Origin of the sequence: Gemmata obscuriglobus (genome assembly GCF_008065095.1) — a bacterium.
Lineage (GTDB): Bacteria > Planctomycetota > Planctomycetia > Gemmatales > Gemmataceae > Gemmata > Gemmata obscuriglobus.
This window is the reverse complement of record NZ_CP042911.1, coordinates 7,890,813-7,904,661: the sequence shown is the minus strand read 5'-3', so window position 1 is coordinate 7,904,661 and position 13,849 is coordinate 7,890,813. Positions and strand designations below refer to the sequence as shown.

Annotated in this window: 10 protein-coding genes and 1 tRNA gene; 8 read left to right on the top strand and 3 right to left on the bottom strand. The window is 66.3% G+C overall.

The features are described 5' to 3' along the window. Positions 1-2 precede the first annotated feature (2 nt). Together GobsT_RS32815 and GobsT_RS32810 are read left to right on the top strand one after the other, a co-directional pair. Complete coding sequence (locus GobsT_RS32815; protein ID WP_148087963.1) at positions 3-827, top strand: alpha/beta hydrolase; 825 nt, start codon at positions 3-5, stop codon at positions 825-827. A gap of 96 nt (positions 828-923) precedes the next feature. Continuing rightward, positions 924-1,352 (top strand): hypothetical protein, encoded by a 429-nt coding sequence (locus GobsT_RS32810; RefSeq protein WP_148087962.1) that lies wholly within the window; start codon positions 924-926, stop codon positions 1,350-1,352. A 28-nt stretch (positions 1,353-1,380) separates the two neighbouring features. Here the strand turns inward: GobsT_RS32810 and GobsT_RS32805 are convergent, their stop codons facing one another. Next, positions 1,381-2,670, bottom strand: a complete 1,290-nt coding sequence (locus tag GobsT_RS32805; RefSeq protein ID WP_109570716.1) for an NHL repeat-containing protein — start codon at positions 2,668-2,670, stop codon at positions 1,381-1,383. Between the two features lie 175 nt (positions 2,671-2,845). Then, positions 2,846-6,082, bottom strand: coding sequence for a type 1 glutamine amidotransferase family protein (locus GobsT_RS38440; protein ID WP_162542108.1), 3,237 nt, complete (start codon positions 6,080-6,082; stop codon positions 2,846-2,848). 169 nt (positions 6,083-6,251) lie between these two features. Between GobsT_RS38440 and GobsT_RS40165 the strand changes: the two genes are divergently transcribed. Beyond that, positions 6,252-7,358, top strand: a complete 1,107-nt coding sequence (locus GobsT_RS40165; RefSeq protein WP_157507011.1) for a hypothetical protein — start codon at positions 6,252-6,254, stop codon at positions 7,356-7,358. Positions 7,359-7,577: 219 nt separating this feature from the next. Here the strand turns inward: GobsT_RS40165 and GobsT_RS32785 are convergent, their stop codons facing one another. After that, positions 7,578-9,179, bottom strand: coding sequence for an alpha,alpha-trehalose-phosphate synthase (UDP-forming) (locus GobsT_RS32785; RefSeq protein WP_010048651.1), 1,602 nt, complete (start codon positions 9,177-9,179; stop codon positions 7,578-7,580). 611 nt (positions 9,180-9,790) lie between these two features. On the opposite strand from GobsT_RS32785, the gene GobsT_RS32780 reads away from it, so the two are divergent. From GobsT_RS32780 to GobsT_RS32760, 5 genes are all read left to right on the top strand, one after another. Continuing rightward, positions 9,791-11,311 (top strand): c-type cytochrome domain-containing protein, encoded by a 1,521-nt coding sequence (locus tag GobsT_RS32780; RefSeq protein WP_010048653.1) that lies wholly within the window; start codon positions 9,791-9,793, stop codon positions 11,309-11,311. Between the two features lie 65 nt (positions 11,312-11,376). Further along, positions 11,377-11,904, top strand: coding sequence for a HesB/IscA family protein (locus GobsT_RS32775; RefSeq protein WP_109570719.1), 528 nt, complete (start codon positions 11,377-11,379; stop codon positions 11,902-11,904). Between the two features lie 275 nt (positions 11,905-12,179). Further along, positions 12,180-12,902, top strand: a complete 723-nt coding sequence (locus GobsT_RS32770; protein WP_010035860.1) for an ISAs1 family transposase — start codon at positions 12,180-12,182, stop codon at positions 12,900-12,902. Continuing rightward, on the top strand, positions 12,883-13,326 hold the full coding sequence (locus GobsT_RS32765) for an ISAs1 family transposase (protein ID WP_109570720.1): 444 nt from the start codon (positions 12,883-12,885) through the stop codon (positions 13,324-13,326). Before GobsT_RS32770 ends, GobsT_RS32765 begins: the two co-directional genes overlap by 20 nt. Positions 13,327-13,610: 284 nt before the next feature. After that, a tRNA-Lys gene (locus GobsT_RS32760) sits at positions 13,611-13,683 on the top strand. The last annotated feature ends 166 nt before the right edge of the window (positions 13,684-13,849 follow it).

The following is a 13,849-nucleotide window of genomic DNA, read 5'->3' as shown; positions in this document are numbered from 1 at the left end:
CGATGAATCTGTTGTCGCTGCTGGTGGCGGTCGGTGTCGCCGCGCCGGCCGAGGGCAAGCCCGAGGCGCACGAGAAGCACGCCGACATCGCGTACCGCACGGACAAGGACGCCGACAAAGAGCGGCACGTCCTCGACGTGTACACGCCGAAGGGCAAGAAGGACTTCCCGACCGTGCTGTTCGTCCACGGCGGCTCGTGGAAGTCCGGCAACAAGAACCTGTACGAGGTGCTCGGGAAGTCGCTCGCGGCCGACGGCATCGGGTGCGTGATCTGCAACTACCGACTCTCGCCCAAGGTCCAGCACCCGGCGCACATTGAGGATGTCGCGAAGGCGTTCGCCTGGACCCGCGACAACATCGGCAAGTACGGCGGGAAGAAGGACCAGTTGTTCCTGTGCGGGCACTCGGCCGGCGGGCACCTCGTCTCGCTCCTGGCGACCGACCCGCAGTACTTGAAGGCCGAGCGGTGCAGCGCGGCGGACATCCGGGGCGTGGCGTCGCTGAGCGGCGTGTACAAGATCCTGCACACGGAGCGGGTGTTCGAGGTGCCGTTCGGCAAGGACGAGAAGGTCTGCACGCTGGCGTCCCCGCTGACGCACGCGACCGGGAAGTGCCCGCCGTTCTTCATCGCCTACGCGGACACCGACTTCCCGCTGCTCGACAAGATGGCCGAGGACATGGGCGCGGCGCTGAAGAAGGCCGACAGCCCGTTCGAACTGATGAAGTGCAAGGACCGCAACCACTACACCATCATCTTCCAGTTCGTAAGTAACGCGGACCCGCTGAACAAGTCGTTCCGCGAGTTCGTTCAGAAGAACAGCAAGTAGCGCCGGAGCGTGGCCGCCACGGACTCACCGCGAACTCATTCGCTTCTCCCGCCGGGCGTGGTTATTCTGCGCGTGTTCGCTCACAAGGAGAGCATCATGCGTGTACTTGCCGTCGCCACCCTGACCGCGGCCCTTTGGCTCATCCTCCCTTCTCACGCCGCCCTTGCACAAGAGAAGGCGGTCCCAAAGTGGGAGTACGCCGAGCTGTCGTTCCGGGGCTCCCCCGCACGCCCGGCCGGGAAAGACAAAGACGGCAACGAGGTTCCTGCGGTCGAGGGCACACTGAACCTTCGTTGGGCCGCGGGAACCGAAGAGTTCGCTGTCAAAGAGTGGAGCGAACTGGCCGAGAAGTTGAAGCTCACGATCAAGAAAGATTCGTCGCCGACGAGCCAGAGGATGCAGGTGCTCAACGGCCTCGGTGCGGCCGGGTGGGAACTGCTGGACCGACAGGTTCCGACACCCGGTGTGGCGGGACGTGCGGGTACGCCGGTTACCAACATGCTGTTCAAACGGCGCGTGCCGTGACGCCAGCGCCACGGCACGCGCCGTCGCTTCACTTCAAGTCCTTCGGTTCAAGTTTCAGCAGCGTGAACGGGTAGATGACGGTCGCATAGAAAGTGCCGTCCTTCGTCTGGATTAGCGCCATGTGCGCGTGAAGCGGCGTGTGTATGCCGTCGGGCAGTTTGTGAAACCCGTGGGTCCAGGGCTTCGGCTTCCCGTCCGGTCCGGGGCCGAAGTCGAACCAGCCCGGGTTCTTAACCCCCAGCACCCCGCGGTCCGTCGGCGTCTTGGTCGCCGGGTCGTAGGTGACCAGGTGGTGCAGGTAGCCGGTGCCGAACTTCGTGTCGTTATCGACGCGATAGAGCGCGTGGACCTTCCCGTCCGCACCAACGATCAGCGACCCGCGCGAATCGAACCCCTTCCCCTCAATCAACCGCCCCAAGTCCGCGACCGGCACCGTTGCCCCCTCGGCCGCGAGGTCGAGCCGGAACAGTCGCGGATCCGACATGCGCACCAGATAGGCCCTCTTGGCGTCAGCGGTCAGCGCCCAGCACGCCGGGCCGAGTTTGTCATCGGCCGAGCCGACCGGCTTGCCGTCCGACGCCAGTTCGAGCACCGCGAGTTTGCTGGTCGCGGGGTCGAAGCGCGCCAGCTTGAAGTCACGCGTAAGAACTACCGCGCGCCCTTTGCTGTCGATCAGCGTCTGGGCGTAAGGGGTGACGCGCAGGTTCGGGTCCGGCTCGCGGTACTTCTTGGTCTTCAGGTCGAGGACCATCCAGTGGTGGTCCTCACACGTCACCACGTATGCAAGGCCGGCAGCTTCGTCGGCGGTCACATCGTTGACGCCCTCGCCCTTGAGGGGCATTCCGAGGTTGTCGGTTTTGCCGGTTTCGGGATCGTAGGCCATGACGTAGCCGCCGGGGTAGTCCGCGGTGTCGTCCTTGCCACGCCGGTAGCCCTGCTTGCTGCCCACGTAGATCTTGCCCGACGGCGCGACGAAGTTCCGCGTGTGGATCTTCGACTGCGCGCCGTAGGTCGGGGTCTTCGGTGTCGGCAACCCGCACACCTGGTTCACGTCAACGACGACGCGCTGCTTGCCGGTTTTCGGGTCGAACTCGACGAGGTATGCGTTGAGCCCGTAAGCTGCGGTGCCCACGTAGACCTTGCCGTTCTTCCCCTCGCACAGCGAGAAGTAGCCCGACTCGTCGGTGTGCGTGCCCGGGAGGATGTGGTACGCCGTGCCCATCGCGTAGCGGAACGGTGCCTTCGGCGCCTCCTTGGGCTGCGCCTGACATGGCGCGGCGAAGAGAACAAGCGCGACGAGCGGTAGAGAGGTTCGCATGGTCACAACCTCGAAGGGGAGAGCGCGGTGCTTGGTGTGAAGGCTGTCCCCGGGACCGCGGCCGTCCCGGCCGCTGCTCTGCCCGCGAAACAGCCTGGCGGTCTGTTGCCGAGCGGCGCCAAACGCAGAGCAGCGGCCGGGACGGCCGCGGTCCCAGGGGCAGACAACGACAGCCTCACCGGTCGATCAGCAGCATGTCCGCGACGTTCAGCGGCATCACGATCTGGATGCCGCCTTTGACCTGCGTGTACTTGATCTCGCCGCGCTCGACGCTGCGGACCCGGCTCACCTTGTCGAGCCCGCGGACCGTGATGGTGAGCGAACTCGCCTCCGCACCGGCCCAGTTGACGAGCGGGATCGCCAGCCGCGCGGGCGCGTCGCCCTTCGCCGGGGTGTCGATGCAGGTGGTTTCGACCAGCCCGTCGGTGGTCACCACCGGTTTGGCGTCGCGGCCGGCGGCCCCGAGGAGGTCGTCGGTGAGCCGCGGCAGCAGGTGCAGGCGCATCCCGGTGGGCAGGAAGTGCGCGAAGCTGTCCGCGGTCGCGCCGCGATCAACCGGCCGCACCGGCAGCGCGCTCTGGAGGTACGCCTGCCCGGGCAGGAACCCGAACAGGATCGAGCGGCCCCGGCCGTGCGCCTTCACCACCACCGCGGGCGAGCCGTCCTTGAACTTCCCGATCGTCGTGCCGTCGGTCACCGTGAGCGGCTGCTTCCACACGAGCACCGGCACGTTGAACACGTGGTTCGGGCTCGGGTTCGGGTCCGGGTCCTGCTTCGACAGCCCCCCGATGTGCCACTGCGCCATGTCAAGCGGCTCGTACTGCGGCAAATCATGCTTCGTCAGCAGCGGCACGTTGTCCTTCAGGAGGTACTTGGACACGAGCTTCGGGTCGGCGTTGATCGTGCTTCCCGTGGCGCCGTAGAACTTCGGCGTCGCCGGGTTCTCCTTTTGGAACTCGTTCCAGTACCCGCCGCCGGCCATCGCCACGACCGTGCCGCCCGTCTCGCACCACTTCTGGAGTACGCCCATGCACTTCGAGTGGACGTACTGCTGGGTGAGGTAGATGACCTTGTAGTCCTTCGCGCGCCCCTCGATCACGTCGTCCTCGGAGAGGAAATCGACCGGCACCTGCGCGTGCCGCAGGGCGTAGTACAGGGCCTTGCGCTCGTTGTTGTGGACCGCCAGCGAGAAGTTGTTCACGCCGGTGATCAGTTCGTCCGTGGCGGAGAGCAGGAGCCCCACCTTCGCGGGCCGCACCTTCCCGTCAACGATGTAGTCCTCGAAGACGCCGGCCTCGTGCGTGCAGGTGTAGATCTCCTTCCACATCTTGAGGTCGTAGCTGTCCACGTAGTTCTCGGTGGCGCCCACCGCGGACGGGGTCGCGCAGAAGTAGTTGATCATCTTCGCGCCGTGGGCGATCGAGGCGTAGAAGCTCTGCCGGAACTCGGTGGGGATCTGCCCGGGCGAGTGCGGCATCACGTACATGTGGATGGGGAGGTCGTCGTACTTGGCGCCGGCCCGCAGCCCGCTCGCGAGGTACCCGACGATCTGGGGGCTGAACTCCGCGATCTGCCACGCGTAGTCCTCCGACCACGGCATCGACATGGCCTTGAGCTTGAAGGGCCGGATGTAGTCGAGTTCGGTGACGAGGTAGTTCGCGTGCGGCGAGTAGTTGGCGCCGGTCCGCACGCCCTTCGACTTGTAGTAGGCGGTGCCCGGCGCGTACTTCGCGGCGCCCTTCTCCTTGGCCGCGATCTGCGAGTAGTAGTAAAGCGGGGCCTTCCGGTCGGTGGTGTACTTCACCGGCCCTTCGACGGCGACGCCCTTCTCCTTCAGCCACGCGGCCAGTTCGTCGTCCGTGAGCGGGACCGCGGGCAGGTGGATCTCGTCCCCGTAGCTCACGACGGCGAGGTCGTCAAACCCGCCCTTGCGCGACGCTTCCTGCTTCTTGATCCACTCGACGGACGGGTCGCCCCAGTGCGCCACCAGCTCGCGCTTCTTGCCTGCGGCGTTCACGGCGGTGTTGTCGCCCAGCGCGAGCGCGAGCTGCTTCGCCTCGGGGAACGCGTCCAGCGCGCCGCCGAAGCCCATGATGTTGTAAATCGGCAGCCGCTTCGGCGCGCTCCCGACCTTCGGGAACTTCGCGACCTGGGCGTTGAGGTAATCGAGCACCTCTTTCTGCGTGCGGATGTCGGGCTTCCAGTACCGCTTTAGCAGCGCGAGCAGGTGGTCCTGGTTGGGGTTCACGCACCCGGGGATGTCGAAGCACGCGGGCGAGAGGTTCTGGGCCGGCCCTTTCACGGTCACGTCTTTGACGACCTTGACGCCCCCTCGCCCGTCCGGAATCCCGAACTCGACGCGCAGGTACACGCCGTCCGCCTTGGCCTTCGAGACGACCTTCGGGAACCACTGCGAGTAGTTGAGCGCGTCGAGCGATTGCCCGATCGGCACCCACCCCGACGTGTCACCGGGGCGGAGGAACTCGCCGTCGGGGATGTCGCCCTTCGGCACGTCCACCACTCGCGCCAGGGATTCGGGCTTCACCTTCGCCGAGCGCGGCCCGGCGTTGACGAACGCCGTTTCGCTGACCGCGCGCCCGCTCTTGAGGACGTGCTGCGTGGGCCAGTCGCGGACGTGGACGTAGTACGGCGAGTGCTGCCCCTGATCGAACGGGGCGACGACAGGCACCACCGGGGCCGGCGCGTCCTTCGGGTTGGTGAAGCGGACGAACACGTCGCCGTCCTGCACTAGCCAGCCGTCGAACTCGAGGTAGCGGGTCTTCTCCTGGGCCTTCATCCCGGCCTTATCGTTCGTGAGACACACTACGTCGATGTTGCGCTTCGCGGCATTCACCCGGGGCTTGTCGCCGTCCTTCTGCTCGGACGCGATGAGGCGCAACTTCGCCTGCCCGGCGTCGAGCTTCACGCTCCCGGGCTGTTGCCACACGATGTTGTCGGTGCCGCCCCACTGGTACCGCTCCATCGGCACGCGCTTGTGGTCGTTGAACGCCCAGACCTTTGGATCGGTCAGGCGGCCGCATGGGAAGCTCGCCAGCACCTTGCCCCCCTGCTCGACCTCGACGGTGAACTCCGCGGCGAACTGGAACGGCTGCTCGTACCGCACCATCACCTCGAAGGCGTCGGCGTAAGGGATCGTGACGGTCTGCTCGGCGACGGCCTTCCGGTCCGGGCCGATCTCCTCGGGCGCGCTGAGGCACGCCATGCGCGAGAGGAACGTGATCGCGAACGTGCCCGCGTAGTAGTTGTCGCGGAACGGCAGCACCTTCCAGCCGGACGACGTGACGGTGAAGTCCTCGGCCTCCGCGAAGAGCCGCACCGGTTTCTTCTCTTGAGCGGCGAGCGGCAGGGGCGCGGCAATGGCGAGCAATGCGACGAGCAAAAGGCGCGTCATGTTGAGTTTCCGCAAGACCGAACAAAACCGGGGCGGGCTGCTGATGGTACTCCGGCGCGCGCGCCGGCGGTAGCGAAAACGGCTCGGCCCGTGGCAGTGCCCCGGGCCGAGCCGTTTCGCGCTTGACCAACGTTACTGGTTAGTAGCCCGTTTCGCCGCTGAACCCGAGTTGCTTACCGCCGAACCCGCCACCGCCGATGTTGAATCCACCGCCGCCGATGCCGCCGATACCGCCGAACCCGCCACCGCCGATGTTGAACCCGCCGATGCCGCCCTGAATGCCAGCGATGCCGCCTTGAATGCCACCGATCCCGCCGATGCCGCCTTGAATGCCACCGATCCCGCCGATGCCGCCTTGAATGCCACCAATCCCGCCGATGCCACCACCGATACCGCCAATCCCGCCACCGAACCCGCCGGCAATCCCGCCGATGCCACCAATCCCACCAATCCCACCTTGAATCCCGCCGATGCCACCACCGATACCGCCAATCCCGCCACCGAACCCGCCGGCACCACCCAGGTAGCTGCCGATGGAGGGGAAGGTGACAATGTTCCCGCCGATCCCGCCACTGATGCCACCGATACCACCAATCCCACCACCGATGCCACCGATACCGCCGCCGATCCCACCGATCCCGCCCCCAATCCCGCCGATGCCACCTTGAATGCCACCGATACCGCCGCCAATCCCACCGATGCCGCCTTGAATGCCACCGATGCCACCACCGATCCCGCCGATGCCGCCACCGATACCTCCGATCCCACCGATACCGCCTTGAATGCCGCCGATCCCGCCTTGAATGCCGCCAATCCCACCAATGCCACCGATCCCGCCCTGGATCTGGCCACCGATACCACCGATGCCGCCTTGGATTTGACCGCCGATCCCACCTTGAATCTGGCCGCCTTGAATCTGGCCCCCTTGAATTTGTCCGCCGTTGCCGATGTTGTTTTGCGTGCCGTTAAAACCGGCAGGACGCCAGGCGCCTCGCGGAACGTAAGAGTAGCTGCCTGCCGGCCGTGCACGGCCGGGTTGTTGTGCCTTCAGCACCCCTGTGAGCGGGAGCAAACTGAGCGCGCCGAGGGCCAGTGCGAACCACGTCAAGCGACGCTGGATGGAATGAAACATGCAACACCCACTAAAAGTGCCGATCGGGGAGGTTCTCAGCTACCGGGCGTGAGGCCACTGAGGGGGCCGGCGCGGGTGCGCACCGCCTCGCTGCGATTATACCCGCGCCTTTCTGCCTCCTTACACGAGTTGGTGCCCGATTGACCACATGTTACATTTCCCCGCCTGCACCTCGTTTTCTCCTGACAAAGACCCGGCGACTCTTATCGAACTTTTCACAAGGCGATCGTTATTCCGGAAATGCGTGAATGTGGTGTGGGTGTCTTCTCTTAAACTGGTTGTGGCCGCGACCATACGGGAGCGACAGGATCGCCCCGCGCGGTCGCGGCCACGTTCAGATGCCTGTTGGCGGACTCTCGTGCGTCAGGCACCGGCCAGTTGCATTGCGGTCACGTAGGTTTCGCGAGCGATCGCCTCCTCATCCCCGTAGGCGCGCAAGTTCTTGTTCGGCTCGCGTTCCCCTTCCGACTTCTCCGCGGGCGGCGGGGGCGAATCCGGAACGCGTTTGCCGACCTCCGACAACAGCATGCCGGCCCAGCGGTAGATGTTGTGGTCGTCGACCTGGGCGCGCATGCGGCGCATGCGGCGCTCCTGCTCGGCGGCGGGCATGGTGAGGGCGGCGTGCAGCCCGTCGGCCAGTTCGTCCACGTCGAACGGGTTGGCCAGCACCGCGTCGGTCAGCTCCCGGGCGGCCCCGGTGAACGTGGACAGCACCAGCACCCCGCGATCGTCGGCGCGGGCGGTGACGAACTCCTTGGCCACCAGGTTCATGCCGTCGTGCAGCGAGCTCACCACGCACCCGGCCGCGTCTCGGTACAGCGCGAAGATGTCCTCCGGCCCGTGGTGCGCGTTGAGGAACACCACCGGCTGCCAGCCCGCCGTCCCGTGCTCCCGGTTGATCCGCGCGGCCAACCCGTTCACCTCGGCGGTCAGATCCCGGTACGCCGGGATGCTGGAGCGGCTCGGGGCGCCCACCTGCACGAAGTGGAACCCGCCCCTGAGTTCCGGGTGCCGGTGCAGCACCCGGTCCACCGCCCGCAGCCGCTCCGGGATCCCCTTGGTGTAGTCCACCCGGTCCACCCCCACGATCAGGGGCCGGTCCCCCAACCCGTGCCGGCGCCGGATGGCCCCGGCCCGAGCCGCCCAGTCGTCCCCCAGGTACTCGTCGGCCAGGGCCGGGTCCACGCTGATCGGGAACGGCTTGACGGTGGTCGCCTGGCCGCCCCGCTGGACCGCGAACCGCTCCCGGTCGATGCGGCACTCCAGGGCCCGGTCCACGCACTCCAGGAAGTGGTTGCAGTCGTGCTGCGTGTGGAACCCCATCAGGTCGTTGCCCAGGAGCCCGTCCAGGATGTCCCGGGCCCACGGGCACACCAGGAACTTCTCCGGGCCGGGCCACGGGATGTGCCAGAACTGGGCCGTCACCAGGTCCGGGCGGGCCGCCTTGAGGAGCCGCGGGAGCAGCGCGAAGTGGTAGTCCTGGATGAACACCAGGGCCGGCCCGCCCTGGGCCTCCTCGAGCACCGCGTCGGCGAACGTCTGGTTCACCCGGCGGTACGCGTCCCAGTGCCCCGGGTCGAACGCGGGGCGGGCGAACACCTGGTGGCACAGGGGCCACAGCATCCCGTTGGCGGCCCCGTAGTAGTACCCGTCCTCCTGCTCCGGGGTGAGCCACACCCGCCGCAGCACGTAGTTCGGGTCGTCCGGCGGCACCCCGACCCGGCCGCTCGGGTCGGTGACCGCCCGGTCCGCGTCCCCGGACCCGTGCGCCACCCACACCCCGCCGCACGCCTGCATCACCGGGTCCAGCGCCGTGGTCAGCCCGCCCGCCGGGCGGATCCACTCCACAGCACCGTCCGTCGCGTACCGGTGGATGTACGGCTCCCGGTTCGCCACCACGATCAGCTTCGCGCCCCCCAGACGTGTGCGGGCAACTTCTTCCAGACGTTCCTTGCTCCAGCCCATAGTGACAAGGACCTCGCGGACTTGGGTTGGGGGCGACGGGTTCGCGGCCGGGCCGCCGCGTAGGGGCGACGGGCGAGAGCTACGAGCGGCGAGTACCGTCTCGTGCGATCCGTCGCAAATCGACCGTCCAATTGTGCGGAAGCACTACTTTGAGTGGCAATGTAAGTTGCAAACCGGGTGCCGGCACGGTGCCGAAAAGTCGGAAAAACGCGACTCCAGATCGGGTGATCAGTTCTTGTCCACGCCGGTAACTAACTGTCCGAACATCGGACGACCGGTTGTCAAGATGCACCGTTTGGCGAGCTTGATCGGGAGCCCACAGTAGGGGGCGGATTGTCGAAATGTGGTGAAGTTCGCTCGCACCGTGTCAGAGTTACCTGTCGGCAGGAAAAAGCTACCGATCCGGTCGTAATTCAGGGATTTAGCAACCCAAGACACCCTGAGTGGATGCTCGATCCCTTGTAGTACCCTGCGGCGTGTTGGCCTCCGCCGTGTGCTCAGGGAGGGGACGCGAGTTCGTTCTTCGGCCCGATCTCGTTGCTCCCGCTCCCGACATCCGTTACACTCACTCCCAAACCTGCCCCGACTCACTTTCTCCGAGACACCCAGTCATGCTGCGCCACCGATACTGTGCGTGCGTCCTTTGCGCAGTCGCCGCGCTGATCGCCTCATACCTCTTGCTGTTCTCGGACCTGCCGGCGGCCAACGCCCAGAAGCCCGTCAGCTTCATCAACGACGTAGCCCCGATCTTCAAGGAGAACTGCTTCGCGTGCCACGACTCCAAGAAGAAGTCGGGCAAGTACGACATGACCACCTACGAGAAGATCCGCGCGGGCGGCACCGGCGGCGACCCGATCGTGCCGGGCAAGCCCGACCAGAGCGAGTTCCACGCGCTCCTGGTCACCACCGACCAGCGGCGTATGCCGCCGCGCGACAAGGGCGAGGCCGTTCCGAAGGGCAAGGCCGATCTCGTCGAGCGGTGGATCAAGGAGGGCGCGAAGCTCGACGCCGGCATCGACCCGAAGGGCGACCTCGTGAAGGAGTTGCGGGTGCGGTGGCAGCCGCCGGTGCCGCCGAAGGCGTACCCGTTCGCGGTCATCGTCAACGCGCTGGCGTTTACGCCGGACAGCAAGTCGGTGGTGGTGGGCGGGCACCACGAACTCACCGTGTGGGACGCGACTACCGGGAAGCTGACGAAGCGGGTCCGTACCCGGTCCGAACGCGCCTACGGTCTGGCGTTCCTGCCGGACGGCAAGCTGGCGGTCGCGGGCGGGCGCCCGGGGCAGGAGGGCGACGTTCGCATCTACGACCTCGCTGCGAAGGGGAAGGCCGGAGGGGGGGCAGGGGAACCCGCAGGGGGGGGGGCCGCCAGAGGGGAAGACGGGGTCGAGGTGCTCGACGGCGTGAACGACCCGAAGGTGCTGGTGAAGCACCTGTTCGACGTGGAAGATTCGGTGCTGTGTCTGGCGGTCACCCCGGACGGTAAGACGCTGGCGGCCGGCGGCTGCGACCGCGCCGTGCGGGTCTTCGACCTGTCCGAGGGGCTCGATAAGGCGAAGCCGGTTCAGACGGTCGAGAACCACGCGGACTGGGTACTCGGCTGCACCATTTCGGCGGACGGCAAGTACCTGCTGACCGCCGGGCGCGACAAGACCGCGAAGGTGTGGGACCTGAAGGCGAAGGAGTCGGTGGTGACATTCCCCGAGCACCAGAACATCGTGTACGGGGTGGCGGTGAAGGCCGACGGCTCGGCCGGGTACTCGGTAGGGGCGGACAAGCAGCTCCGCACCTGGAAGCCGAACGGCGAGGGCAAGCAGGTGAAGAACGCCGGCGGGCACGGGGACGAGGTGTTCAAGGTCGTGGCGAACCCGAAGCAGCCGCTGCTCGCCACCGCGAGCGCCGACAAGACCGTGCGGCTGTGGAACATGGACACGCTGGCGGCGGGCAAGTCGCTGGCGGGCCTCACGGACTACGTGTACACGGTGGCCTTCAGCCCCGACGGTGAACTGGTCGCGGGCGGCAGCTACGACGGCAGCGTCGCCGTGTGGAACGTGAAGACGGCGGCCGTCGTGAAGGTGTTCAACGCCAGCCCCGGCATTGCGGCGAAGGAGGCCGAGCCGAAGAAGAAGTGACGGTTGCGTGGCCGGCCGGGTCTGGTAGCATGGAGCGGGTCTGTGAAATCAACGAGACCGTGCCCATGATCCGAGCCCAAACCGGGCCTACGTTCGCCCTTTTTCTTGTGTGGCTCACGGGGTGCGACATGCCCGTGCGCGACGCGCGGCCCCGCACCCCGGCGCCGAGTCTTGCCGGCCCGGCGCTGGAACTGGCCCCGCCCCCGCGGGAGCGGGTGTACCTGGAAATCACACCAGCGGCGGCCCACGAACTCCGGACGCACGTCGCGGGTCTGAACATCGATCGGTGGTGGCTGCGGTACACGATCAAAGGCGGCGGGTGTACTGGTTTCCAGAACAAACTCGATATCGAGGCCGCTCCCCCGGGGGACGACGATTTCGAGTTCGTGGTCGACGGGATTCGGTGTGTGGTGCTCGAGTGGCAGCGCCCGTACGCCCGGGGCACCCGAATCGATTTCGGCGCGGTAGACGGGAACCGGGGCTTCATCGTGACGTTCCCGCAGTCCCGGTGCCCGCAAAACGCCGCGGGGAAATCGATCACAGACGAGTTCGAGCAGCGGGCCGCACACGACCGCGCGGCTCAACAGAAGTAGGCATGAACAAGACCGCCGTAACATCGGCGGTTGTGAGCCACGGGCGGCCGGTTCCGAGACCTTCTCTGCGGCGCTCCGCCGCGGGTGCAGTTGCTCGCGATTGCGTTCCCGCGAGCGTTGTTCGTTTCGCCGGTGTGGTACAGTGTCCCGCCGGCTGAATCAACCTGCGTTCCGGTGGGACACTGTACCACACCCAGGGCCTTTCCTTATTTCACCTTGCTTACACGAGGGAACGTGGCTATGTGGGGCGCCTTCTCGCAGCCAGGAAGGTACCCATGTCTCCTTGCACCCTGGTCGATGCCCTGGCGGCGGTTCCCGATCCCCGCAGCAAGCACGGCCTTATCCACCCACTCGCCCCCTTCCTCGGACTCGTCGCCCTCGCCATGCTCATGGGGCGCACCAGCCTCAATGGCATCGCTCGCTTCGGGCGACAGCACGGACCCGCCCTCGCCCATGCCCTCGGCTTCCGACGCGGCAAGACCCCGGCCGTTTCCACGCTCTCCCGCACCCTGCGACGCTTCGACGCCGACCAACTGGAGCACGTCCTCTCGTACTGGATCGCCAGCCGCGTCGACCCGGCCGCCTTCACACACATCTCCATCGACGGCAAGACCCTTCGAGGCTCTCGCAACGGCGCGATCCCCGGTCAGCACCTGCTGGCCGCATACGCCCCCACCGTCGGTGCCGTACTCGCCCAGGTCAAGGTCGATGCGAGCACCAACGAGCACAAGGCCGCCTTGACGCTCCTCGGCATTCTGCCGCTGCGAGGGAAGGTCGTGGTCGGCGACGCCATGTTCTGCCAGCGAGACCTGGCCGAGGAGGTGGTCGGGGCCGGCGGCGACTACGTGCTCACGGTGAAGGACAACCAACCCGGATTGGGGATCGACATCCGAGCCGGGTTCGCCTTCGAGACCGCCGCCCGATCGATCGCGGCGGCCACTTCCCCCTGGGGATCGGCCTCCGCCCGCCCCGAGCCGCATCGCCACGACCGTCGATAAGGGTCACGGCCGCATCGAGAAGCGGACGCTGCAAACGACCTCGATTCTGACGTGCTCGCCGACGTGGGCGGGGGTGAAGCAGGGCTTCCAGTTGACGCGTGAGCGGACGGTCCGAGGCCAAACGACGGTCGAAGTGCATTTCGGCATCACGAGCCTGTCGGCCGAGAAGGCGGATGCGGCCACACTCCTGAACCATGTGCGGACGCACTGGCGCATCGAGAACGAACTGCATTACGTGCGTGACGTGACACTGGGCGAGGACGCGTGTCGTGTGCGCATGGGGCACGCACCACAGGTGCTGGCGGCGCTGCGGAACGCCGTGGTGCACCTGTGGCGTGAGGTCAAGGCGGTGAGTTGCCCGGAGGCGATCGAGCGGCTCCAGATGGACCCGGCAATGGCCAAGGGACTTATCGGAGTTACGTAGAGTGAATCAAGGAAAGGCCCTGGTACCACACCGGCGTGGTGAACGCTCTCGGTCCACGATTGAAGTCGGAACCGGTCGCCTTGGATACAACTCAGAAGAACTTCCTGACGACGCGCACGTGAGCGGCCTGCAACCGGGCGAACACGGCCCGGAATGTGGTCACGGTCCAACCTGCGCCGCGAAAGCTGCGGCGTGATCTAACTGGAAAAATGGCAGGTTACCGGAGATGAACAACTGGAAACTATTGCCGGTGTTCCTATCGTAGATGCGTGCAAGCTGTTCACGCGCCTGTAGCTCAGCTGGTAGAGCAAGCGGCTTTTAACCGCTTGGTCCTCGGTTCGAATCCGAGCGGGCGCACTGTTTGTAATTCCTTTCTGCCGAAGCAGTTAAGCTTACCTCTCGACGTTCGGGAGTGCGGCCGGATCAGTCAGGAAGCGGCGTAGTCTTACGCCGTATCCCTAGTGAGCCATGCCGCCGAAGAAAGAATCCGTCCCCGTCTACGCCCACCACAAGCCTTCCGACC

Excerpts from the sequence above, each read along its gene's own strand:
- GobsT_RS32815 (WP_148087963.1), top strand. The coding sequence starts at position 3 with ATGAATCTGTTGTCGCTGCTGGTGGCGGTCGGTGTCGCCGCGCCGGCC.
- GobsT_RS32805 (WP_109570716.1), bottom strand. The coding sequence starts at position 2,670 with ATGCGAACCTCTCTACCGCTCGTCGCGCTTGTTCTCTTCGCCGCGCCA.
- GobsT_RS32810 (WP_148087962.1), top strand. The coding sequence starts at position 924 with ATGCGTGTACTTGCCGTCGCCACCCTGACCGCGGCCCTTTGGCTCATC.
- GobsT_RS32770 (WP_010035860.1), top strand. The coding sequence starts at position 12,180 with ATGTCTCCTTGCACCCTGGTCGATGCCCTGGCGGCGGTTCCCGATCCC.
- GobsT_RS32780 (WP_010048653.1), top strand. The coding sequence starts at position 9,791 with ATGCTGCGCCACCGATACTGTGCGTGCGTCCTTTGCGCAGTCGCCGCG.
- GobsT_RS38440 (WP_162542108.1), bottom strand. The coding sequence starts at position 6,082 with ATGACGCGCCTTTTGCTCGTCGCATTGCTCGCCATTGCCGCGCCCCTG.
- GobsT_RS32785 (WP_010048651.1), bottom strand. The coding sequence starts at position 9,179 with ATGGGCTGGAGCAAGGAACGTCTGGAAGAAGTTGCCCGCACACGTCTG.
- GobsT_RS32775 (WP_109570719.1), top strand. The coding sequence starts at position 11,377 with ATGATCCGAGCCCAAACCGGGCCTACGTTCGCCCTTTTTCTTGTGTGG.